The organism is Actinomadura sp. WMMA1423 (assembly GCF_006547145.1).
Taxonomy (GTDB): domain Bacteria; phylum Actinomycetota; class Actinomycetes; order Streptosporangiales; family Streptosporangiaceae; genus Spirillospora.
The window spans coordinates 8,338,562-8,360,953 of sequence record NZ_CP041244.1 but is presented as its reverse complement, the minus strand read 5'-3'; the positions used below and the strand labels follow the sequence as shown (position 1 = coordinate 8,360,953).

The 22,392-nt window shown below is 74.1% G+C and carries 22 protein-coding genes; 13 read left to right on the top strand and 9 right to left on the bottom strand.

Annotated features, from left to right (window positions below):
- Positions 1–56: 56 nt before the first annotated feature.
- The gene (locus tag FKD65_RS38705; RefSeq protein WP_141584268.1) at positions 57–1,640 is read right to left on the bottom strand and encodes an amino acid adenylation domain-containing protein; all 1,584 of its coding nucleotides are present in this window, start codon (positions 1,638–1,640) and stop codon (positions 57–59) included.
- Between the two features lie 236 nt (positions 1,641–1,876).
- Between FKD65_RS38705 and sbnA the strand changes: the two genes are divergently transcribed.
- The gene (gene sbnA, locus FKD65_RS38700; RefSeq protein WP_141584266.1) at positions 1,877–2,842 is read left to right on the top strand and encodes a 2,3-diaminopropionate biosynthesis protein SbnA; all 966 of its coding nucleotides are present in this window, start codon (positions 1,877–1,879) and stop codon (positions 2,840–2,842) included.
- 28 nt (positions 2,843–2,870) lie between these two features.
- On the top strand, positions 2,871–3,896 hold the full coding sequence (gene sbnB, locus FKD65_RS38695; RefSeq protein WP_141584264.1) for a 2,3-diaminopropionate biosynthesis protein SbnB: 1,026 nt from the start codon (positions 2,871–2,873) through the stop codon (positions 3,894–3,896).
- A gap of 619 nt (positions 3,897–4,515) precedes the next feature.
- Here sbnB and FKD65_RS38690 read toward each other — a convergent pair.
- The 3 genes from FKD65_RS38690 to FKD65_RS38680 all read right to left on the bottom strand — a co-directional run bounded on the left by FKD65_RS38690 (position 4,516) and on the right by FKD65_RS38680 (position 6,553).
- Complete coding sequence (locus FKD65_RS38690) at positions 4,516–5,430, bottom strand: NADP-dependent oxidoreductase (protein WP_141584262.1); 915 nt, start codon at positions 5,428–5,430, stop codon at positions 4,516–4,518.
- Between the two features lie 95 nt (positions 5,431–5,525).
- Positions 5,526–6,116 (bottom strand): Uma2 family endonuclease, encoded by a 591-nt coding sequence (locus FKD65_RS38685; protein WP_205718409.1) that lies wholly within the window; start codon positions 6,114–6,116, stop codon positions 5,526–5,528.
- An 80-nt stretch (positions 6,117–6,196) separates the two neighbouring features.
- On the bottom strand, positions 6,197–6,553 hold the full coding sequence (locus tag FKD65_RS38680) for a hypothetical protein (protein WP_205718408.1): 357 nt from the start codon (positions 6,551–6,553) through the stop codon (positions 6,197–6,199).
- 223 nt (positions 6,554–6,776) lie between these two features.
- Here FKD65_RS38680 and FKD65_RS38675 point away from each other — a divergent pair, with 223 nt between their 5' ends.
- Positions 6,777–6,989, top strand: coding sequence for a hypothetical protein (locus FKD65_RS38675; protein ID WP_240809816.1), 213 nt, complete (start codon positions 6,777–6,779; stop codon positions 6,987–6,989).
- Between the two features lie 92 nt (positions 6,990–7,081).
- Positions 7,082–8,173 (top strand): acyl-CoA dehydrogenase family protein, encoded by a 1,092-nt coding sequence (locus FKD65_RS38670; RefSeq protein WP_141584258.1) that lies wholly within the window; start codon positions 7,082–7,084, stop codon positions 8,171–8,173.
- Here FKD65_RS38670 and FKD65_RS38665 read toward each other — a convergent pair.
- Positions 8,148–8,558: a DUF2000 domain-containing protein gene (locus FKD65_RS38665; RefSeq protein WP_141584255.1), complete on the bottom strand. Its 411-nt coding sequence runs from the start codon at positions 8,556–8,558 to the stop codon at positions 8,148–8,150. The two genes, FKD65_RS38670 and FKD65_RS38665, sit on opposite strands and share 26 nt — an antisense overlap.
- Positions 8,559–8,622: 64 nt before the next feature.
- On the opposite strand from FKD65_RS38665, the gene FKD65_RS38660 reads away from it, so the two are divergent.
- The 3 genes from FKD65_RS38660 to FKD65_RS38650 all read left to right on the top strand — a co-directional run bounded on the left by FKD65_RS38660 (position 8,623) and on the right by FKD65_RS38650 (position 11,328).
- Positions 8,623–9,429 (top strand): AraC family transcriptional regulator, encoded by an 807-nt coding sequence (locus FKD65_RS38660; RefSeq protein WP_240809815.1) that lies wholly within the window; start codon positions 8,623–8,625, stop codon positions 9,427–9,429.
- Between the two features lie 15 nt (positions 9,430–9,444).
- Complete coding sequence (locus tag FKD65_RS38655; RefSeq protein WP_240809814.1) at positions 9,445–10,443, top strand: ADP-ribosylglycohydrolase family protein; 999 nt, start codon at positions 9,445–9,447, stop codon at positions 10,441–10,443.
- 87 nt (positions 10,444–10,530) lie between these two features.
- Positions 10,531–11,328: an alpha/beta fold hydrolase gene (locus FKD65_RS38650; RefSeq protein WP_168221316.1), complete on the top strand. Its 798-nt coding sequence runs from the start codon at positions 10,531–10,533 to the stop codon at positions 11,326–11,328.
- Here FKD65_RS38650 and FKD65_RS38645 read toward each other — a convergent pair.
- Complete coding sequence (locus FKD65_RS38645; protein WP_240809813.1) at positions 11,325–11,744, bottom strand: TIGR03668 family PPOX class F420-dependent oxidoreductase; 420 nt, start codon at positions 11,742–11,744, stop codon at positions 11,325–11,327. The two genes, FKD65_RS38650 and FKD65_RS38645, sit on opposite strands and share 4 nt — an antisense overlap.
- A gap of 94 nt (positions 11,745–11,838) precedes the next feature.
- Between FKD65_RS38645 and FKD65_RS45180 the strand changes: the two genes are divergently transcribed.
- The gene (locus FKD65_RS45180; RefSeq protein ID WP_205718406.1) at positions 11,839–12,912 is read left to right on the top strand and encodes a hypothetical protein; all 1,074 of its coding nucleotides are present in this window, start codon (positions 11,839–11,841) and stop codon (positions 12,910–12,912) included.
- Here the strand turns inward: FKD65_RS45180 and FKD65_RS38635 are convergent.
- Both FKD65_RS38635 and FKD65_RS38630 read right to left on the bottom strand, forming a co-directional pair.
- Positions 12,869–13,672 carry an enoyl-CoA hydratase gene (locus FKD65_RS38635; RefSeq protein WP_141584249.1) on the bottom strand — a complete coding sequence of 268 codons (804 nt, stop codon included), beginning with the start codon at positions 13,670–13,672 and terminating at the stop codon, positions 12,869–12,871. The two genes, FKD65_RS45180 and FKD65_RS38635, sit on opposite strands and share 44 nt — an antisense overlap.
- Before the next feature lie 35 nt (positions 13,673–13,707).
- A complete protein-coding gene (locus FKD65_RS38630; protein ID WP_141584247.1) occupies positions 13,708–14,352 on the bottom strand; it encodes a class II aldolase/adducin family protein in 645 nt (214 codons plus the stop codon).
- Between the two features lie 71 nt (positions 14,353–14,423).
- Between FKD65_RS38630 and FKD65_RS38625 the strand changes: the two genes are divergently transcribed.
- Complete coding sequence (locus FKD65_RS38625; protein WP_141584244.1) at positions 14,424–15,341, top strand: carbohydrate kinase family protein; 918 nt, start codon at positions 14,424–14,426, stop codon at positions 15,339–15,341.
- Between the two features lie 45 nt (positions 15,342–15,386).
- Here FKD65_RS38625 and FKD65_RS38620 read toward each other — a convergent pair whose 3' ends face one another.
- Positions 15,387–16,028 (bottom strand): ACT domain-containing protein, encoded by a 642-nt coding sequence (locus FKD65_RS38620; RefSeq protein ID WP_141584242.1) that lies wholly within the window; start codon positions 16,026–16,028, stop codon positions 15,387–15,389.
- A 194-nt stretch (positions 16,029–16,222) separates the two neighbouring features.
- On the opposite strand from FKD65_RS38620, the gene grpE reads away from it, so the two are divergent.
- From grpE to FKD65_RS38600, 4 genes are read left to right on the top strand one after another with little or no spacing between them, the layout of a single operon-like run.
- Positions 16,223–16,921, top strand: a complete 699-nt coding sequence (gene grpE / locus FKD65_RS38615; RefSeq protein WP_141584240.1) for a nucleotide exchange factor GrpE — start codon at positions 16,223–16,225, stop codon at positions 16,919–16,921.
- A 7-nt stretch (positions 16,922–16,928) separates the two neighbouring features.
- Positions 16,929–18,512 carry an Hsp70 family protein gene (locus tag FKD65_RS38610; protein WP_141584238.1) on the top strand — a complete coding sequence of 528 codons (1,584 nt, stop codon included), beginning with the start codon at positions 16,929–16,931 and terminating at the stop codon, positions 18,510–18,512.
- A 28-nt stretch (positions 18,513–18,540) separates the two neighbouring features.
- Positions 18,541–21,159 carry a hypothetical protein gene (locus FKD65_RS38605; RefSeq protein WP_141584236.1) on the top strand — a complete coding sequence of 873 codons (2,619 nt, stop codon included), beginning with the start codon at positions 18,541–18,543 and terminating at the stop codon, positions 21,157–21,159.
- On the top strand, positions 21,159–22,391 hold the full coding sequence (locus tag FKD65_RS38600) for a GTPase (RefSeq protein ID WP_141584234.1): 1,233 nt from the start codon (positions 21,159–21,161) through the stop codon (positions 22,389–22,391). The genes FKD65_RS38605 and FKD65_RS38600 overlap by 1 nt, the downstream gene beginning before the upstream one ends.
- Position 22,392 lies beyond the last annotated feature (1 nt).

Here is a 22,392-nt window from a genome sequence, read left to right as displayed (position 1 = left end):
AAAGGTTGGCAACCGAATCCGGTCAATGCGATCACGCTCGGTGAAGGGCGGGCCCGCTACCTGGACGGGTACTCGTGCACGACCACCGCCGCGGCCCGCACACCCGGATGGCGGGCCAGCACCGCCTCGATCTCGCCGAGCTCCATCCGCACCCCGGCGATCTTGACCTGCCGGTCGACGCGGCCCAGGTACTGCAGGGTGGGGCGGTCCTCGCCGCCGGCGCCGGGCGGCAGCAGCCGCACCGCGTCGCCCGTCCGGTACAGGCGCCCGGTCGGGGACGCGCCGAACGGGTCCCGGTAGAACGCCTCGCGGGTCCGCTCGGGGTCGCCGAGGTAGCCCCGGCCGACCACCACGCCGCCGACGAACAGCTCGCCGGTCTCGCCCACGTCGCACGCCGACCAGGTGCCGTCGTCCCGCGACCGCAGCACGTACAGGCGCGCGTTGACGACCGGGGTGCCGATCGGCAGGCGGAGAAGGCCCAGGTCACCGGCCGTCACGGTGTGGTGGGTGACGTCGTCGGAGCACTCGGTCGGGCCGTAGGCGTTCAGGAGCCGGGCGTGCGGCACCGCCTCCAGCCAGCGGCGGGCCAGCTCGCCCGGCAGCTCCTCGCCGGTGGCGATCATCCAGCGCAGGCCGGGCAGCGGGCGGCCCGCGCCGGACGCCGGCGCGCCGGGGGCCAGGTCGTCCAGCAGGTGCCTGACCATGGTCGGGACGAGCTCGACGACCGTGATGCCCTGCGCGTCGACCGCGCGGGCGAACGCGACCGGGTCGTGGCCGGTCTCGTCGCCGACGACGTCCACCCGGCCGCCGATCAGCAGCGGGCAGAGCATCTGCCAGATCGAGATGTCGAAGCCCAGCGGGGCGGTGAAGGCGACCACGTCCCCGCCGGTCAGCTCCAGGTCGATGATCTTGGCCCAGAGGTGGTTGAGCATGCCCTGGTGCTCGACGACCGCGCCCTTGGGGCGGCCCGTCGAACCCGAGGTGAACAGCACGTACCGCGGCTGGTCCGGCGAGCTCAGGCGCGCCTCGCCCGACCAGGGCGCGAGGCCGTCCGCCCGGGAGGCCGCGACGACCCGGCACCCCGCCTCGGCCGCCCCCTCAAGCAGCGCCGGCGCTGTGCGGTGCGCGTCACCGTGGGGGGACGACCCCCCACACCCCCCGGCCGCTCCGCGGTTTCGGGGGTCCACCGTGATCAACAAGGAGGCGCCGGCCTGGTCGAGGACGTCGCGGACGCGCCCGGCGGGCCAGGTCTCGTCGGCCGGGACGTACAGGGCCCCGACCAGCTCGATCGCGAGGAACGCGGCGATGACGCCCGCGCAGCGCCCGCCGCCCACGCCGACCACCGTGCCGGGGCGGACGCCCTCGTCATCCAGGAGCGCGGCCAGCCGGCGGGCCTCGGCGGCCAGCTCCCCGTAGGAGAGCGACCGGTGCTCGTCGGCGACGGCCGGGCGGTCGCGCTCGGCGGCGATCCGCTCCACCCGCGCGATGACCGGGTCGGCGAGGTCGACGTCCCGCTCGCGCACCATCCCGAGCCGCGCGGCGAGCTCGCGGGCGCGCTCCGCCTGCGCCGCGGGCACGTCCAGGGCGGGCAGCCCGGCCTGGGACGGCAGCCGGTCCACGGCGGGTCCGCGAGCACTCATCTTTACTCTCCGTGTTGTAGGACTTCTCCGCTGTAACAGGAAAACAAGCGGCCGCCATAGCCTAAGTCCGGCCCGGCAGAAGCACCACGCATTCTGCCCTACCGGCGGGTAATCAGGGGGTTGCGGCAGCAAGATGGGCGAAGGTACCGTGATGCTCCGCCATGGCTCTGGCGTGAAGCCCGCGGCGAACTTCGGGGGAAGACGAGGGAATTGCTTCTTCATTTCAGGGTGGCAGCGTGCCGATAATAACCTCGCCGCAGGAATTCAATGTCGACGACCTTTACGTCGACCTTCGGCATGTAATCGAGCGCCCGCTCTACCTTAAATGCGAGGGTTTCAACTTCGCCGGTTCGGTGAAGCTCAAGGCGGCCGCGGCGATGGTGGAGGCCGCCGAGCGGGAAGGCGCGCTGACCCCGGACTCGATCATCGTGGAGTCCTCGTCGGGCAACCTCGGGATCGCGCTCAGCCTGATCGCCGCGAGCCGCGGCCTGCGTTTCGTGTGCGTCACCGACCCGCGCTGCAACCCGGCGTCGATGCGGGTCATGCGGGCCCTCGGCGCGGAGGTCCGCGTGGTGTCCGACCGGGACGCCAACGGCGGCTACCTCGGCGGGCGCATCGCCTACGTCCGGAACCTGTGCGAGTCCGGCGACGGGTACGTGTGGCTGAACCAGTACGCGAACCGGAACAACTGGCTGGCGCACTACCGCGGCACCGCCCCGGCGATCGACCGCGAGTTCCCTGACCTGGAGGTACTGTTCGTCGGCGCCGGGACGACCGGCACGCTGATGGGCTGCGCCCGCTACTTCCGCGAGCACCGCCGCCCCGTCACGATCGTGGCGGTGGACGCGGTCGGCTCGGTCACCTTCGGCGGCATCCCCGAGCGCCGGATGGTGCCGGGCCTCGGCACCAGCAGCAAGCCGGCGCTGGTGGACGAGTCCTACATCGACGACGTCGTGCACGTCCCCGAGACCGACACGATCAGGACCGTGCACGCGCTGGCGTCGCGCGGGTTCCTGTTCGGCGGCTCCACCGGCACCGTCGTGTCGGGCGCCTCCCGCTGGCTGGAGGCCAAGTACCCCGGCGAGGACCCCGTGGCCGTCGCCATCGCCCCCGACCTCGGCGAGCGCTACCTCGATTCCATCTACGAGGAGAACTGGCTGCGGGAGCACTTCGGCGACCCCGCGGCTATCCTCGGCGACTGATCATCTACAGAAAGACGGAGTTCCGCTCATGACGCAGGCCCCCACGTTCGCCGTCGTCTCCGGCGCCCAGGTCCACGAGGCGGTCGCCGGGCGGGAGGCCGAGGTCACCCGGATGGTGGAGGCCGCCTACCGGCTGCACGGCGAGGGCCTGACCGTCAACCCCGACTCCTACTTCCTGCGCTTCCCGGACCGCCCGTCCGACCGGATCATCGCCCTGCCCGCGTCGGTCAAGGGCGACGTCGGGGTGCACGGCATCAAGTGGATCTCCAGCTTCCCCGGCAACGTCGCGAGCGGCATCCCGCGCGCGTCGGCCGTGCTGATCCTCAACGACGCCGAGACGGGCTACCCGTTCGCGTGCCTGGAGAGCTCCATCATCTCCGCGGCCCGCACCGCCGCGTCCGCCGCGCTGGCCGCCGCCGCCCTCGCCGACCGCCGCGGCTCCCGCCCTCGCCGGGTCGGCTTCATCGGGGTCGGGCTGATCGCCCGCTACATCCACACCTACCTGGCCGGCAACGGCTTCGCCTTCGACGAGCTCGGCGTCCACGACCTCTCGCGCGAGCACGCCGAGGGCTTCCAGGGGTACCTGGAGCGCACCGAGAAGGGCGAGATCACCATCCACGACTCGGCCGAGTCGCTGATCCGCTCGTCCGACCTGGTCGTGTTCGCGACCGTCGCCGGGGAGCCGCACGTCACCGACCCGGCCTGGTTCGCGCACAACCCCCTCGTCCTGCACGTGTCGCTGCGCGACCTCTCCCCCGAGATCATCCTGGCGTCCTACAACGTCGTGGACGACGTCGAGCACTGCATGAAGGCCAACACGTCCCCGCACCTGGCCGAGCAGGAGGTGGGCGACCGCGACTTCGTCGCGGGCACCCTCTACGACGTCCTGACGGGCAAGACGACCCCGCCCGCCGACAGGCCGGTCGTCTTCTCACCGTTCGGCCTGGGCGTCCTGGACCTGGCCGTGGCCAAGTACGTCTACGACCAGGTCGCGTCGTCGGGTGCGCTGAACACCGTCCCGGACTTCTTCCACGAGATGAAGCGCTACGGCTGACCCCGACCCCGACACCCAAACGCGAGCACCTCCGCGCCCACGACTCCGGCTCGGCGCGGTAGACGAGGAGCGCCCACCCAAGGCTCGACCCGACGCTGAACGTCTGCATGGTCACCGCCTCGGCTTGCCGTTGCTCGAACCGCTCGAGCTCCAGCGCCCTGCTACCGGGGGGCGGTGACATGACGATCTCCCCGTCGATCAGTTCGGCTCGGAGAGACCCTCGGGGGTGTCGAGGGCGAGAAATCTGTCGAGGAGGCCGCTGTCGCCCTGAGTCGGTGATTCATCAACCATGACAGTCATGCTCTGCTCCCTACCTCGCGCACAAGCCTGCAAGCAGAGCGTCACCCTTCGCATGCGGATCGTAGTGTCCGAGGCTGGCACACCCAGCGTATTGGCACGGTGACGAGTCAATCAAAGGCCCACCCACCTCGCCGGTCCGCGTCGTCGCGAGGGCGCGGTGGTCCGACCGCCTGGACGTGCTCGCCACCCGCTGCGGCGGCGCACACCTGGTCAAGCCGGACATGGCCGGCAACGGCCCTCATCGTCGTGGACGGAGGCCAACCGCGCAGTAGCAGCGGGAGGGCCCGCGCCGTGGAGTGGCGCGGGCCCATTGGTCGGATCAGATCTCCAGGACGACCTTGCCTGGGAGGCCGTTCCGCTTGGCCTGGAACGCCTCGCGCGTCCGGGCCAGGGGGTAGACGGCCCCGACGTGGTTCCGGAGTCCTCCGGATTCGGCGCGCTTCGCCAGTTCGGCGAGCTGGTCGCGGTTCGGCTCGACGATGAAGAAGACGGCGCGCCCGCCCTCGGGCTCGACCGGAGGTGGCGCGGTGATCGAGACCAGTGCGCCTCCCGGCTTCACCCTGCCCGCCGACCGGGCGAGCAGGTCCCCGCCGATCGTGTCGAAGACCAGATCGACCGGTTCGACGGCGTCCTCGAAGCGCTGCCGTTCCAGGTCGACGAAGGTGTGCGCGCCCATCTCGATCGCGAGGCCGGCCGCCCGGCCGCGTCCCGTGGCGATGACCTGCGCTCCGGCCTGCCGGGCCAGCTGGACGGCGAGGGCCCCGGTGCCGCCACCGCCGCCGTGGACGACCACGGTCTGACCCGACTCCAGGCCGCCGTGGACGAAGAGCCCCTGCCAGCAGGTCAGACCGGAGAGCGGCAGCGCCGCCGCCTCGGTGTACGTCAGGGACTCGGGCATCAGCGCGAGGTTTCGCGCCTCGACCGCGATGTACTCGGCCGCCGCGCCGTCGCGGTGCCAGTCGCCCAGACCGAAGACGCGGTCGCCGACGGCCAGCCCGGCGGTGCCGTAACGGACATCGGTGACCACTCCGGCGACGTCGTGCGCGGGGATGGACGGCGTCCGGTCGCGCCCGGCCCGGTCGACCCACGTGCCGGGCCAGTCCAGCTCGTCCGGGACGAACCCGGCGGCGTGCACCCGGACCACGACCTCGCCCGTGGCCGGACTCGGCACAGGCGCGTCCTCGAACACCAGCCCGTCACTACCGCCGGGCTGATGGATGCGTACGGCCTTCATGAGCGTCTCCTTCTGGTTCACGTTCCTCCAGGGGGACGACGCACCACCGGACCTTGTGACAGCCGGACGCGCCGCCGCGGAACCGCGCCGCGACCTCAGCCGAACGCGGAGGTGTCCAGCTCGATCTCGAACGGTTCCGGCAGCGGCAGTGGCTTACCGAACGGCACCTGGTCGATGTGCCCGTAGTCCTTGCCGTCGGGTCCGCTGAAGAGGACCGCTCGCTCTTCACCCCGGTCGATCAGCAGGTAGAGCGGGATACCGGCTCGGGCGTACCCGTAGCGTTTGCCATTCCGGTCGTTCTGGGGCCTGGAGGAGGTCACCTCCACCACCATGGCGATGCCGTCGGGCTCGACCGGCATCCACTCGGGGGAACCACGAAAGAGTCGCAACTCGGCGGGAGCGACGACCATGTCCGGTATCACGCGGCTCTCCCGGTGCCCGTCGCCTCCCGGGAGGATCAGGCCCTTCTGGCCCGCCCAGTGGAACCGGCGCGGCGTGTCACGGACGATCTGCAATGAGAGCTCGGCGATCCAGTCCTCGTGGTCGCCAAGGGGGGGTGGGGTCACGACGATCTCTCCGTCGATCAGCTCGGCTCGGAAGCCCTCCGGGGTGTCGAGGGCGAGGAAACCTTCCAGGACGACATCAGCGTCTTCGTACGACAGAGGCTCATGAACCATCACAGTCATGCCCTGCTCCTTTCCTCGCGAACGAGCCTATAAGCAGAGCGCCACCTTTCGCATACAGATCGTAGTTGCGGCTCTCCATCTCAGCCTACGGTGGTGCGCATCGCGGTGACAGGGAGACCGGGCAGGAGTGTCGCGGCGGGTATCTGCGACCTCACCCCCGGTGGCCGACTCTTGCCTGAGGCCAGGAAGGTGAACAGCAGCAGGACCAGCGCCAGGCCGCCCAGGGCGGTGTAGAGCATCGGCATGAGCCTGCGGTCCGCGTAACGGCCGCCGAGGTTCCCGGCCACCATGCCCAGTCCGAGGACCACCAGCAGCCAGGTGACGGAGGACTCGGCGAAGCCGCTGACCCCGGTCATCATCGGTGCGATGTAGGTGATCGCGGCGAACACCCCTCCGAAGGCGAGGACGCCGAGGGCCGCGACGATCAGGAAGGTCACGGCTCTGCGGGAAGCCCTCGACCAGGCCGCCGCCGCCCACGCTCGCGCCCCTGGTCCAGGCCGTCCTCCGACTGCAGTACGAGATCCAGCCGGCATGCCCCGCCGCCGAAGGTGACGGCACCGCCGGCGGTCCGGTGGGGTCGCGGTCGCGGGGAGATCGATAGAACCCGGCCGGAGTGGGCACGGGACCTCTATGGATGAGCGAGATGTTCCGCGTGGGGACGTGCAGGAGCTGTCGGACTTCGAGCTGGCCGTGTACGAGACCGTGGCGGAGATCGACAAGGAGCGCGGCGCGGCCGACTTCGAGACGATCGGCGCGCTCGTCGACGCGCCCGAGGAGGACCTGTGGGCCGCCCTCGGGCACCTGGTGTCGATCAACCATCTGCACTCCACCAGCAAGGGGTACGTGCTCGGGCCGCACGACTGGGCGCCCTGACGGTCCCGGTGGATGGGAAAGGCGGGGAGGCCGGCGCCCGGATTGCGGCACGATGACCTGGTAACCCTGGGACACGTGCGGGAGGACGCCGGATGAGGCTCACCGAGGAGCAGCAGGAGCTTCGGGACGCGCTGCGGCGCTTCTTCGCCGACCGGTCCCCCGGCTCCGAGGTGCGGCGGCTGATGGAGACCGCCGAGGGCCACGACCCCGAGGTGTGGCGGCAGATGGCCGAGCAGCTCGGGCTGCAGGGCCTCGCGATCTCCGAGGAGCACGGCGGCGCGGGGTTCGGGGTGCGCGAGCTGGCCGTCGTGTTCGAGGAGATGGGGCGGGCCGTGGTGTGCGCCCCCTTCCTCGCGGCGATCACGGCGGCGGCGGCGCTGGAGGCCGGGGAGGGCGGGCACGACCTGCTGCCCGGCATCGCGGACGGGTCGGTGATCGCGACGCTCGCGGTGGCCGAGGACGCCGGGTCCTGGGAGCCCGGTGCCGTGCGGGCCTCGTTCGAGGGCGGGGTGCTCCGGGGGACGAAGAACTACGTGCTGGACGGGCACATCGCCGACCTCGTCCTCGTGGCGGCGCGCGGTGAGGACGGGGTCGGGGTCTACGCCGTCGAGGACGCGGCGCGGCTCGTCCGGGAGGCCCTCCCGACGCTCGACCAGACGCGCAGGCTGGCGCGGATCGAGCTGGACGGGGTCCCGGCGCGCAGGGTCGGCGGGCCGGGGGCGCTGGCGCGGGCCCTCGACGTCGCGGCCGTGGCGCTGGCCGCCGAGCAGCTCGGCGGGGCGCAGCGGACCCTGGACATGACCGTCGAGTACGCGAAGGTGCGGCACCAGTTCGGGCGTCCGATCGGCTCGTTCCAGGCGGTCAAGCACCGGTGCGCGGACATGTTCGTCCTGGTGGAGTCGGCGCGGTCGGCGGTGCTGAACGCGGCGGCCGCCGCCGACGAGGACCCGCGGGAGCTGCCCGCCGCCGCCGCGCTGGCCCAGGCGTACTGCTCGGAGGCCTTCTGCCACACGGCGGGCGAGGCGATCCAGCTGCACGGCGGCATCGGGTTCACCTGGGAGCACGACGCGCACCTGTACTTCAAGCGGGCCCGGTCGTCCCGGGAGCTGTTCGGGTCGCCGGACCGGCACCGCGGGCGCCTGGCGGAGCTGGCCGGGCTCACGGGTGCAGCCGCAGCCCCTTGAGGACCTTGTCCACGCCGTTGCGCGGGCCGTGGACGGCGAACCCGACGAGGGGCATCTCCTCGGCGGTCACGGCCCGGACGGTCGCGCGGTTCCCCTCGTCGTGGTCGGTCTTGAACATGTCCTCGATGTAGACGGCGGCGTCCATCTCGCGGGCCAGGGCGCGGGCGTGCGCCTTCGCGATCGCCTCGGCGCCGCCCTCGTAGACCAGGACGGGCTGCCGGAACATCGCCAGGTAGGTGTTGCCCGACGCGTCCTCGTACGGCTCGCCGATGATCCCGGGGACGCCGCCCGCCACGGCGCCGGCGAGGAACGCGGTCACGTTGAGCCGCTGCCAGGCGGCGAGGTCGTCCCGGACCACAATCCCGATCTTGGTGTCGAAGCGCATGCGGGCCACCCTGCCGCCGGCCCGGCCGCGCCGTCTTGAACGCTCGTGCGCCAGACTGGGAGGCGTGGAGTGGAGCAAGTACTGGCGCTCGCCCGACCGCCCCCTGGAGGCGATGCACGCCCACTTCGAGCGGCACGTCTACCACCGGCACAGCCACGAGACGTACTCGTTCGGCGTCACCGAGGACGGCTGCCAGGCGTTCCGGTGCCGGGGCGGGGCGCACACCAGCGCGGCCGGGATGGTCCTCGCGTTCAACCCCGACGACCCGCACGACGGCCACGCCGCGGACGAGCTCGGCTTCACGTACCGGATCGTCCACATCGGGGCCGAGCTGATCTCCGGCGTGCTCGCCGACATCGCCGAGCGCCCGGTCGGGCTGCCGCTGTTCGACTCCCCCGTGGTGCCCGATCCCGCCCTGGCGAGGACGCTGCGCTCCCTGCACGCGGCCCTGCTCGGCGGCGTGCCCGCCCTGCGGCGCGACGAGCTGCTGACCGCGGCCGTCGGGACGATGGTCGCCCGGGCCGCCACGCGGCGGCCGCGCGCGGCGCGCGCCGGCGGCTTCGTCGAGCGGGCCCGGCAGCGCCTTGAGGACTCCTGGAGCGACGACATCGGCGCCGACGCGCTGGCGGAGGCGGCGGGGTGCAGCCGGTTCGCGCTGTACCGGGGGTTCCGGCGGCAGTACGGGATGGCGCCGAGCGACTACCAGCGCCAGCTGCGGCTGCGCGCCGCCCGCCGGCTGCTCGCGCGGGGCGAGCCCATCGCGGACGTGGCGGCCCGCACCGGCTTCGCCGACCAGAGCCACCTGACGCGCTGGTTCGTCCGCTGCTACGGCATGACGCCCGGCGGCTACCGCGACGCCCGTACCGATTAGGGAAGAATGCCGCCCATGAGAAGGGCGAGCGGGGCGATGTTCGGGCTGGCGTACGGGGACGCGATGGGCGCGCCGACCGAGTTCCTGAACATGAAGCAGATCCACCGCCGGTTCGGCGAGCACGGGCCGGCGGGGCTCGACGGCGATCCGGCCCTGGTCACCGACGACACCCAGATGGCGATCGCGGTCGGCCTCGGCCTGCTGGACGCCCTGGCCAACCCCCCGTTCACTCCCGACCTGGTCACGCCGATGTGGCGGCGGCGCTTCGTCGACTGGCTGAACAGCCCCGACAACGACCGCGCTCCCGGGAACACCTGCCTCAACGCGTGCCGGGGCCTTGCGGCGGGAAGGCCCTGGGCGGAGGCCACCGTGAGCGGCTCCAAGGGGTGCGGCGCCAACATGCGCGTCGCGCCGGTCGGCCTGGCCCCGGGCATGTCGGACGAGACGCGGGCCGGGGCGTCCCAGCTCCAGGCCGCGCTCACCCACGGCCACCCCACAGGGCTCGCGGCGAGCGAGCTGACGGCGTTCGCCGTCCGGTGGCTGGCCGACGGGACGGCCCCCTCCGACCTCCCCGCTGCGCTGCGCGCCCGCTGCCACGACCAGCGCGCCGTCTACCACGAGCGCTGGCTCGGCACCCTGTGGCAGCGGCCCGGCATGGACACGCCCGAGACGTTCATCGCCCGGGGCTGGGACGAGTGCCTGGACGTCCTCGACCGCCTGGACGAGGCCGTCGCGCGCGCGGACCGGGCGTCCGACCCCTGCGCGGCCACGGGCGCGGGCTGGGTCGCCGAGGAGGCGCTCGCCACCGGCCTGCTGTGCTTCCTGCTGTTCCCGGACGACCCGGTCGGGGCGATCCGGCGCGGCGCGGCCAGCTCGGGCGACTCCGACTCGATCGCTTGCCTGGCCGGGGCGTTCGCGGGCGCGCACCTCGGCATGGACGCCTGGCCGGACGAGTGGTCCCGCCGCATCGAGTACGCCGCCGACCTCGCGCGGCTCGGCCAGGCCTGGGACTGACCTCGGCGAGAGCACCGCTCTTGACTCTCGCTCACCCCGAGGCTAATCTCATTAGCCATGGAGCTACAGAGCTTTAAGGAGCGCGCGATGAGCGAGACACGGTTCCTCGACCTTCCCGGCGGGCGGCTGGCCTACGACGACGACGGCGACGGCCCGCTGGTCGTCTGCCTCCCCTCGATGCTCGAACTGCGGTCGCAGTACCGGTTCCTGAAGCCGCGGCTGCTGGAGGCCGGGTACCGGGTCGTGACCGTCGACCAGCGCGGGATGGGCGAGACCAGCGCGCGGTGGCCCGAGTACGGGAGCACGCCGCTGGCCCACGACCTGCTGGCCCTGCTGCGCCACCTGGACGCGGGCCCCGCGCTCGTCTACGGATGCTCCAACGGCGCCGCCGCCGCGGTCTGGGTCGCCGCCGAGGCGCCCGAACTGGTGAAGGGGCTCGTGCTCGCGGCGCCGTTCGTCCGCGACGGCAAGGGCGGGGTCGCGCAGAAGCTGACCACCGCCCTCATGCGGGTCCCCGGCCTGGCCCTGCCGCTCTACATGTCCTACTACCCGAAGTGGGAGCCGAAGCCGCCCGCCGACTTCGCCGAGCACAAGGCGAAGCTGAAGGCCAACCTCAAGGAGCCCGGCCGCGAGAAGGTCATCGCGGAGTACCTGAGCATGTCGCACGCCGAGTCCGAGGCGCGGCTCGACCGGGTGCAGGCGCCCGTGCTCGTCATCATGGGCACGGGCGACATCGACTGGCCCGACCCGGCGGCCGAGGCCGAGTGGGTCGCCCAGAAGCTGAACGGCAAGGTCGTCCTACTGGACGGCGCCGGCCACCACCCGCACGTCGAGTTCCCCGAGAAGGTCGCCGACGCCGTCACCACCTTCCAGCGCTCCCTTTAGGACGCGGTCCAGCCCGTCCAGGCTTCGATGGTGATGGCTATGAGCGGGCCCTCGGGCAGGTGTTCGCGGTACTGGGGGTAGCGGTCCGCCAGGAGGCGGACGGGGTCGGCCATGCGGGCGGGGTCGGCCACGATGGTCGCGTGGCCGTCGACGCGGACCCACCAGAGGCGGTCCCAGTCGTCCTCGTAGTGGTCGGCCAGGAGCGCGACGCGCGGGTTGGCCCGGATGTTGGCGAGCCGCCGCAGTTCACGGGTGCTCTTGGGCTTGTGGTCGACGGCCGTATAGACGGCGCCCCGGTGGACGGCGAACGTCACGGGCACGAGATGAGGCCGCCCGTCCTCCCCCACGGTCGCGAGGCGCGCGACCGGGACGGTCGTCAGCAGGCGGCGCGCCTCGTCCGGCGCAAGCTTCGGCACCCCCTCACCCTGCCACGCCGCTCCCCCGCGCGGGGTAGGGCGTTCGCCCCCCGGCGGGAGGCGCCGCGACCGGGAGCGCGGAGAGGCTCCTCCCATGGAATCGGTCGGGAGGCGGTGGCCGCGCTGGTCGGGGTACGCGGCCGGGGCGTGGTCGGTGGTCGCGGTGGGGGTGGCCGTCTACTGGGCGGGCGGCGGAGAGACCGGGTCGCCGCCGGCGGGCGCGCGGGCGGCCGGATGGGTGATCGCCGCGCTCCTCGGCGTCGGCGGGATCATGGCGGTGTCGAGCGTCCGGGGCATCGGGCGGCAGATGCCGCGCTGGTGGCCGATCACCGGGCTCTGGACGGCGTGCGCGGTGGCGGCGGCCGGGACGTTCGGCTTCGTGATGAACGCCCTGCAACTCGTCTTCGACGGGACGGTCGACGACTGGCCGAGGTTCGGCGTCGAGGCCCTGTGCGCGGTCGGCGCGGCCCTGCTCGCGGGGACGGCCCTGGCCTATCAGCGCCGCACGGCCGGGACGTGCGAGCGGTGCGGCCGGGCTCACACCGAGACGGGGACGGTCAGGGCCCCGGCGCCCGTGTCCTCCGCGCCGCGCGGGGTGCGGTGGGCCGCCTATGGCGGGGTGCTCGGGTTCGCGCCCTACGTCGCCATGAAGACGACGTGGGCGTTCGGGGGCTCGTTCGCGGGGATCGAGGGCGAGCGGGTCGTCGCCGAGTTCGAGCGCAACGGCGCGTCCGGGCTGGTCCTCACGCTGGAGCGGTACGGGCTGGACTTCACCGCCCTGGCCGCGCTCGCCGGCGTCTTCCTGCTGATGGGGCTCACGCACTCCTGGGGGCAGGTCTTCCCGCGGTGGGCGCCGCCGCTGGCCGGGCGCAGGGTGCCGCGGTGGCTGCCGCTCGCACCCGCCTGGCTCGGCGCCATGACGCTCGGCCCCTACGGTGTCGTCGGCTCCGTCGCGTACCTGCTGCCGCCCGTCCTCGGGCTGGGCGGCCTCCCGCACGACGGCATCATCAGCGGCTGGTCCGGCTGGACGGTCGCGGCGTGCGGGATCGGCGCGTTCGCCGTCTACGGCCCGGCGCTGGGGGCGGCGGCGTGGTCGTACCAGTGGCGGACGCGGCCGGTGTGCGTCAGTCCTGGAAGTCCGGGGGGCGGTGCTCGCGGCGGGCCTTGATCGCCTCTTCGAAGTTGTGGGTGGTGAGGCGGACGTACAGCTGGGCGAGGCCCTCCTGGCCCATGTGGGCGTCCAGGCTCGCGGCGTCCAGGCTCGACCACAGCATGCGCTTGGTCAGCTCGGTGCCGGGGCGGCTGAACCCGGCGATGCGCTCGGCCAGCTCGTAGCAGGCGTCGAGGAGCTTGTCGCCGGGGACGACGCGGGAGAGCAGGCCGATCCGCTCGGCCTCGGCCGCCTCCACGTCGCGTCCGGACAGCATCAGCTCGAACGCGCGGGACGCGCCGATCGCGCGCGGGAGCAGGTAGCTGAGGCCGAGTTCGCTCGCGGTGAGACCGTTGTTGATGCCGGCCGCGCGGAACAGGGCCGTGTCCGCGCCGATCCTGATGTCGGCGGCGAGCGACAGGCACAGGCCGCCGCCGATCGCCGGGCCGTTGACCGCCGCGATGACCGGCTGGTGGACGCGCCGCATCGCCCGCACCACGTCGTCCAGCAGCTCCATCGAGCGCAGCGCGATCGTCGGGAGCGTCAGGCCGTCGATGCCCGGGATGTTCCCCGGGTTCTCCAGGTCGGCGCCGGAGCAGAACCCCCGCCCGGCGCCCGTGATGACGACGACGCGGGTGCCGTTGTCGCGGCTGACCTCCTCCAGGGCCTCCCGGAAGGGCACCATCACGTCGAAGGCCATCGCGTTCATGCGCTCGGGCCGGTTGAGCGTGATGAGGGTGACGCTCGGGCGCGGCTTGTCGACCAGGACGAAGGGCAAGGCGGACCTCCCAGAGTGGCCTAACAAGCGTTAGGTTACACGCGGGGGAACTCGGGCGGCGCCAGGCCCCGCTCGACCACCTTCGCCAGCTCCTCCTCCGTCAGGACGCGCGGCTCGCCGATCGCCTTGGCGCGGACGTAGACGCCGCAGAGCCACTCCAGCAGGCGCGCGTTCTCGTACGCCTCCTCCAGGTCGCGGCCGATCGCGACGCCCCCGTGGTTGGCCATCAGCGCGGCGCGCTTGCCGCCCGCCATGGCCGCGCGGACGTTCTCGGCCAGCTCGGGCGTCCCGTAGGTGGCGTACTCGGCGACCTTCACCACGCCGCCCAGCAGCAGCGTGTTGTAGTGGATCGGCGGCAGCTCCGGCATGGTGGTCGCCACCACGGCGCCGTAGGTGGAGTGCGTGTGCACGATGGCGGCGGCCGGGGTCGCCTCGTAGAGGGCGAGGTGCATGGGGGTCTCCGACGACGGCGCCCTGTCCCCGTCGACCCATTGGCCCGCGATGTTCACGACCGGGCAGTCCGCGGGCTCCATCCGGTCGAGCATCATCCCGCCCGGGGTGACCGCGACCAGGTCGCCCGACCGGACGCTGACGTTGCCCGACGCGCCCGTCACCAGCCCGGTGGCGGCGAGCCGCCGGCCGATCGCGCACAGCGCGTCCCGCTCGTCCCTCAGCAACATGCGAATACCTCTCACATTTTGTGGCCTGCACCGCGTACGCTACGGCCCTGACGATCACTAAGGGGCCGGTCATGACCGTTGTCACTCTCGGCGCGCACATCCTGGACGTGCTCGCCCGCCCGGTGGAGGGCATCCCGGACGGGCAGGACACCGTCGTCGTCGAGCGGATCCGCGTGACCGCGGCGGGCGCCGCCGCGGGGACCGCCGTCGCCCTCGCCCGGCTCGGCAACGAGGTCGTCTCGGTCGGCGCGATCGGCGACGACGACCTCGGCGACCTGCTGGTGCGGATCATGGCGCGCGAGGGCGTGGACGTGCGCGGGCTCGTCCGGCGGACGGCCGACCAGACCAGCGCCTCGATCCTGCCGATCCGGCCGGACGGCGGGCGGCCGAGCTTCCACGTCCCGGGCGCGAACCTGACCCTCACGGCGGGCGCGGTGGGGCCGGGCCTGCTGGGCGCGGCGAGCACGGTGCACCTCGGCGGCCCCGACGTCACGTTCGGCCTCAACGACCCCGCGTTCTTCGCCATGCTCGACACGGCCCGCGCGGCCGGCACCGTCGTCACGATGGACCTGCTGTCCAACATGTCCGACCTGCTGGCCGGCGCCGCCGCGTTCCTCCCGCACGTCGACCACTTCCTGCCCAACGGCGAGCAGGCCGCCCTGATGACCGGCGAGGACGACCCGGAGAAGGCCGCCGCCGCACTGCTCGCGCGGGGGCCGAGCACGGTCGTCGTGACGCTCGGAGGGGACGGCAGCCTCGTCGCCACCGCCGAGGGCGCGCACCGGCTCCCGGCCCTGCCCGTCGAGGTCGTCGACACGACCGGCTGCGGCGACGCCTACTGCGCCGGGTTCATCACCGGCCTGGCCCACGGTAAGGACGTCCTGGAGGCCGCGCGCTGGGGCACCGCCGCGGCGGCCACCGTCGCGCAGGGGCTCGGCTCCGACGCCTGCCTCACCGACCTGGACGCGGTCCTCGCCCTGCTGGGGTGACACCGGCGCGGAGCCGGGGCGGCGCGGGGCCGGAGGGGCGCGGGCTCAGAGCGGGGCCGCGCGCCGGTCGCGGTACAGGACGGCGTTCGCCGCCCCGGCGAGCTGCTCCAGCCTGAACACCTCCGTCCGGTGGAACGGCGGCGCGCCCGTGCGGGCGACCACCAGCGCGACCTCGCCCGTGGCCAGCGGGCAGACCGCGAACTCCGTGCCGTCCGGCGCGGTGAACGCGCGCGGACGCAGCGGGCGCAGGTCCGGCAGGGGGGCGTCCGGCCCGCCGCCGGCGCTCACGTGCACGAGGACCGCCTCGCCCTCCCCCTCCAGCTCGGCGAGGCCGGCCCAGTCGGCGCTGAGGACGGCCGGGACGGCGTCGGCGAGGATCTCCAGCCCGCGCTCGGGAACGGCCGCGACCTGCCCGATCACGGCGGCGTCCGGGTGGGCGCCCTGCGGCTCGGCGGTCGGCCAGATCCCGGCGACCTCCACCCCCGGCACCGAGCCGAGGCCCGCGGCCAGCCGCTCGGAGCCCGCCCCCGCGGGCCACGCGACGGTGAAGTCGTCCATCGCCCGGCCGTTGCCGCGTTCCAGGACCGCCATCTGGACGACGTCCGCGCCCGCCGCGCCGAGGGTGCGCGCGACCTGCCCCAGCGATCCGGGACGGTCCGGCAGGCGCACCCGTATCCGCAGCAACATCGCCACCTCCAGTCTCCGTGCGAGGTCTCCAGCTTGGGCGACCCCCGTTTCCTCCGTGTTACCCATACGTGTCGTCCCAAGAAAGCGGCACGGAAAGTCGGTGCTGGAAGGGCGGGTACGGGTCAAACTAGAGTCCGGTGAAGGTCATCGATTGGCCTGACGTCTCCTGCCGCCCATCATTAAGGTGACTCTACGTGTCGAGGGACGGGGAACCCCCAGTCAGCGAGGACTCCGGAGCCGAGCCGGAGCCCGAGCCCGCCGGGGACGCGGTGCAGGACGCCGGCGACGCCGGGAGCGCGGCGGCGCCGGCCGGTGCCGCGCTGCGCGCCGAGGTGCGGGACGCGCTCGCCGGGCTCGCCGCCCGCCTCGACCGCGAGCACGAGCGCGCCGCGCACCGCGAGGCCGTCATCGACCGGCTGCACGAGGAGAACCAGCGCCTGCGGCGCGGTGAGCTGCAGGCGATGCTGGAACCGGTCCGCGCGGCGCTCTACCGGCTGCACGACCAGGCGCGCCGCGAGGCCGACCGGCTCCGCGCGCCGGGCCTCTCCGAGGCGCCCGACCCGCGGCGGACGGCGGTGCTGCTGGCGGCGGTGGCCGACGACGTCGCCGACGCGCTCGCGCGGCTCGGCGTCGAGCGCTTCACCGTGGAGCCGGGCGCCCCCTACGACGCGTCCCGGCACCGGCCGGTCGCGGTCACGCCGGTCGACGACCCCGTGGCGGACGGCACCGTCACGGCCGTGCAGTCCGACGGGTTCGAGCAGAGCGGGAAGGTGCTGCGCAAGGCGGCGGTCAGCGTCGGCAGGCTCGCCGAGCCGGCGTCCGCCGCCGGGCCCGCCGAGCCGGCGTCCGCCGGCGAGGCGTCGCACAACGGACAGACGACGAACAGCGGGTGAGAGGGACATGGCCGTCTACGGGATCGACCTGGGAACCACGTACTCCTGCATTGCCTCCATCGACGATGTGGGCCGTCCGGCGGTCCTGCGGAACCTGGAGGGCACCGACACCACCCCGTCCGTCGTGTTCTTCGAGAGCGGCGAGAACGTCGTCGTCGGCCAGACCGCGAAGGACACCGCGGTCCTGGAGCCCGACAACGTCGTCAGCCTGATCAAGCGGGACATGGGCCGCGACGTGACGCGCCCCATCCACGGGATCGACTTCACCCCCGAGGAGGTGTCGGCCTTCATCCTGCTGAAGCTGGCGACCGACGCGCGCACCACGACGGGCGAGGACGCCCGCGACGTGGTCGTGACCGTCCCGGCCTACTTCGGCGCGGCCGAGCGGGACGCGACCCGCAAGGCGGGCCGCATCGCGGGGCTGAACGTCATCGACATCGTCTCCGAGCCGATCGCCGCCGCGATCACCTACGGCGTCCTCAACCCCGAGTCCGACCGGACGATCCTGGTCTACGACCTCGGCGGCGGGACGTTCGACACGACGGTCATCGCGCTGCGCGGCGGCCACATCGAGGTGGTGTGCACCGACGGCGACCACGAGCTCGGCGGCGCCGACTGGGACGAGCGGCTCGTCGAGCACCTGGCCGAGCGGTTCCGCGCCGAGCACCCCGAGGCGGGCGACCCGCTGGACGACCGGCAGACCGAGCAGCAGCTGCGCCGCGACGCCGAGGACGCCAAGAAGGCCCTCACCACCCGCACGTCCCACACCGTCCGGGTGATGCACGGCGGGCGGGTCGCCGCGGTCGAGGTGACGCGCGAGAAGCTGGAGGAGCTCACCAAGGACCTCCTCGACCGCACCGTGGAGATCACGGGCCGGACGCTGGCGACCGCGGCCGAGAAGGGCGTGGAGGACTACGACGACCTCGTCCTCGTCGGCGGCTCGACGAAGATGCCGGTGGTCGCCTCGCGGCTGGCGACCGAGCTCGCCATCACCCCCCGCATCCAGGACCCCGACCTCGCGGTCGCCAAGGGCGCCGCCCTGTACGCGTTCGAGGAGACCTACCGGCGGCTCGTGCGCGAGGGCGCCGCCGAGCGCGCCGAGGAGATGGCGAACCGGGCGGGCCTGTCGGCGGAGCAGCAGCGGCAGATCGCCGGGCGGCAGATCAGGACGGTCGCCTCGCACGCGTTCGGGATCGTGGTGGTCGACCGGGAGAGCGGCGCCGAGACCGTCGCGCACCTCGTGCACGCCAACGACGAGCTCCCCGCCGCCAGGACCGAGGACTTCTTCACCGTCTACGACGACCAGGCCTCGGCCGACATCCGGGTGATGGAGCAGGCCGGCGTGGTGGAGTCCGCGGACCTGATCGACAACACCGAGATCGCGACCGGGGAGATCCGCGTCCCGCCGGGCAAGAAGGCGGGCTGGCCGATCGGGGTGACGTTCGCGCTCGACTCCTCGGGCCTGCTGAACGTCACGGCCGTGGAGAAGGAGACCGGCGAGCGGCTGGAGCTGAAGGTGGACGTCGGCGGCATGTCCGAGGAGGAGGTCGAGCGCTCCCGCAAGGCCCTCTCCCGGGTGCAGGTCAGCTGAGCGGGCGGCGGACCCCCTGGAGGCGCCCGTGGCGTTCGACGACGACTACCGGCGGGACGTGCTGGAGCCGGCGCGGGCCGCGGGCGGCCGGCCGCCCGAGGACCTGCGCGCCCGGTACGCGCTGGACGGCCCCCTGGAGGCCGCCGCCGTCGCGGCGCGCGTCAAGCAGGTCCGCCAGTGCTGGCGGCGGGCGCGCGGGCAGCTGAAGTACCGCACGCTCATCGACCGGCTGGAGGCCGAGCACCGCGAGCTGGTGCCGCTGTTCACCGCCGCCGAGCGCGGCGACCTGCGTCCGCTGGAGGCGCGGCTGCGCGGCGGCCGGGAGCGCGCCGAGCGGCGCCTCGGCGGTGCCCGCGCCCGCGTCGCCGACGCCGCCGGCATCCTGCGGATGGCGGCCCCCGCCGAGGTCGAGGGCATCGCCCGCACCGCCGGGGTGCGCGCCGCCGAGCTGGCGGAGCTGGCCGCGTCCGACGGCGTCGAGATCCGCGAGCCCGACCGGCTGCCGACCGCCGCGCCCTACCCCGCCTACCGGAAGGTGCGCGAGTCGCTGGACGTCCTCGGAAAGCGGCACCTCGCCGACTTCCTGTTCGGCGCGCGCCTGACCGGCCCCTTCCGCGTCCTGGACGGCTTCGCGGTCCAGCACGGCGGCCTGCACCCGGACGGGGACGCGGTCGCCGCCGCGGGCGCCGAGTGGGCGCGCCGCAGCCGCGACACCAGCACCACGCACGCCGACACGGTGCTGGCCGCGCTGCGCTCGGACGCCGACCTGCCCGAGCTGCTGCTGTTCGACGTGGCCGACCGGCTCCGCGAGCGGCTGCGGCAGCGGGCGTCCGAGCGCGCCCTGCTCCGGTTCGCCGTCGAGGAGCTGGGCGTCGAGCAGGGCGACGCCCGCCGCCTGGTGTTCGCCGTCGCGCGCGAGAGCGACCCGGGCGGCGGCCTCGCGGGACGGCTCCGGGCGCTGCTGGACGCCGGCGACGTGCACGCGGCGGCCGAGCTGGCCGACGCGGCGCAGGTCCCGCCCCCGTCCCCGGGGGCCGAGCCGCCGGAGGAGGAGGTGCTCGCCGCCGAGGCCCGGCAACGCCTCGCCACCGCGCTGCGCCTGCGCGAGGCCGCGTCCGCCGAGCCCGACCCCGACCGCGCCTACGGCATGCTCACCGACGCGCTGCGCCTCGTCCGCGACCTGCCGGGGGCGACGGCCCGCCTGCGGCGCCTGCCCCCGCGTCCCGTTCCGGCGGTGCGCCTCGACGTGGACGGCCCGTCGGTGCGGGTGTCCTGGGACGACTCGCCGTCCACCGGCGGCGAGATGGTCCACCATGTCGTCCGGCAGGTGGGGAGGGCCCCGCGCGACCCGCGGGACGGCGCGGCCCTCGGCGGGGCACTGGACACCCGTCCCCCCGTCAACGTGCCGCTGTACTACGGGGTGTTCGCGGTGCGGGGCGACGCCGCCGCCGAACCGGGGGTCGCCGGGCCGGCGGTCGTGCGCCCGGAGCCGGGCGAGGTCGAGCTGACCGCCGGGGACGGGCAGGTCACCGGGCGGTGGCGGTGCCCGACGGAGGCGGCGCGGGTCGTCGTGGTCCGTGACGGGCAGCCCGTCGCGGCAGGCCGGGACGGGTTCCGCGAGCGCGTCCCGAACGGCCGGACGCACCACTACCGGATCTCCGCCGTCTACCTCGACGAGGCCGGGCGAGAGGTCGTGACGGACGGGGTCCGCGCGTCGGCCACGCCGACCGCGCCGCCCGAACCGGTGTACGAGCTGACCGCCGAGACCGACGCGGCCGACCCCGGGCTGGTCCGGGCCCGGTTCGATCCGCCCGCGCACGGGACGGTCGAGCTGGTGCTGAGCGAGGGGCCGCCGCCGTGGCCGCGCAGCGCCCTCGTCCCGCTGGAGGAGGTGCGGCGCGAGACGCGGCGGCTGGCGTGCACGGCGGTGCCGGGCGGGCTCGCCGCGCGGCCCGGGGCCGGGGGCTGGCTCCTCGCGGTGACGGTCGCGGAGGGCACGGCCGCGATCGGCGCCTACCACCGGCACGTGAACCTGCCGCCGCCGCGGCGGCTGGTCGCCGAGCGGCGCGGCGCGTACGTGCACGTCGGGTTCGACTGGCCGCCGGACGTCGCCGAGGTCGACCTCGCCTACCGGATCGGTCGCGACCCCGTGCAGGCCGCCGACCCGGCGCACGCCCCGGTCCGGGCCGCCCAGAGCGTCACGCGGGCCGCCTACGACACCCAGGGCGGCATCCGGCTGCCCGTCCCCGAGGACGAGCCCGTCGAGCTGTCCGTCGCCGCCGCCGGGACGGTGGGCGGCGCGCGGGTGACCGGCCCGCCGGTGACCGCCGAGGTCGCGGCGACCACGGTCGTCCGGTACGAGGTGCTGCGTTCGGGCCCGCCGTGGCGGCGGTCGCTGACGATCCGGCTCACCTCGTCCCGCCCGCTGCGGGTGGCGCGGCTGTCGCTGGTGCTGCGCGCCGGGCGGGTCATGCCGCAGCGCGCCGCCGACGGCGAGACGCTCGGCGCGTGGGACCAGGTGCCCGTGCCGGGCGAGCTGTCCCTCGGGGCGCCCCGCGCGCCCGGTCCGTACTGGCTGCGCTGCTTCGCCGACGACGAGACCGTCGAGCTGAGCGATCCCCCCGTCCGCCGACTGCAGGTCCCCTGATGACGAGGCCCCTGGCCCGGGTGGCGATCCCCGGCGTGCCGTCCCGGCAGGGAGTCACCTGCCCCTACTGCTTCGCCTCGGTCGCGCCGCAGCGGATCCTGTTCCGGTGCCGGGGGCAGGCGGGGCGGCGGCAGGGCTGCATCCCCGTCCTGGACGAGAGGCTCGCCGCCTACACCGGGTCGACGGCGGGGGCGTCGCTGCCGCCGGTGTTCGCCGCGTCCGGGCGCAAGGGGCGGGCCGACTGCCCCGCGTGCGGCGTGCCGACCGGGAACCGCGCCTGCCCCGAGTGCCACAACCCGCTGCCGTCGGCGTACTGCGACTCCCCCGGCCGGATCGTCGCGCTCGTCGGGGCGAAGAACGCCGGGAAGAGCACCTACATCGCCGTCCTGCTGCACGAGCTGATGAACCGGGTCGGGACGGAGCTGGACGCGTCGCTGGTCGCGTGCGACGACCGGACGATCGAGCGGTACAAGCGCGACTTCGCCAGGCCGCTGCTGGAGGAGCGGCGGCTGCTGCCGACGACGCCGAGCGCCGCCACCGGCCCGCGCGAGCCGCTGGTGTACCTGCTCACCCGCACGCGCAGGGGCCGCTTCTCCCGGCCCCGCAACGACTCGCTGGCGCTGGTGCTGTTCGACACCGCGGGCGAGGACCTGCGCAGCCGCGAGGCCACCGACCTGCACCTGCGGTATCTGGAGGCCGCCGACGCGATCATCTTCCTGGTCGACCCCCTGGAGCTGCCGGGCGCGCGTGCGGGCGTCCGGGACGCCGTGCCGGGCCCCCGCGCCCCCGGGGACGGCGGGGAGCCGCTGGACGTCATCGCCCGCGTCACCGAGGCGCTGCGGCTGCGGCACGGCACCCGTCCGGGCGAGCCGCTGCCCGTCCCGGCCGCGGTCGCGCTCACCAAGATCGACGTGCTGCGGCCGGGGCTGCTGCGCCAGTCGGCGCTTCACCGGTCGCGGTCCGGGCAGGGCGTCCTCGACCTCGACGACAGGGACGCGGTGCACGAGCAGGTCCGCGCGCTGCTGCACGACTGGCAGGCGGGGCAGCTCGACACCTACCTCGGGCAGCAGTACGCCGACCACGCGCTGTTCGGCCTGTCGTCGCTCGGCGGCGTCCCGGAGGAGGGGCGCGTCGGCGCGGGCGGCGTCCGGCCCTACCGGGCGGAGGATCCGCTGCTGTGGCTGCTGTACCGGTTCGGGATGCTCGACGGCCTCCGCCCGGGAGGGGCGTAGC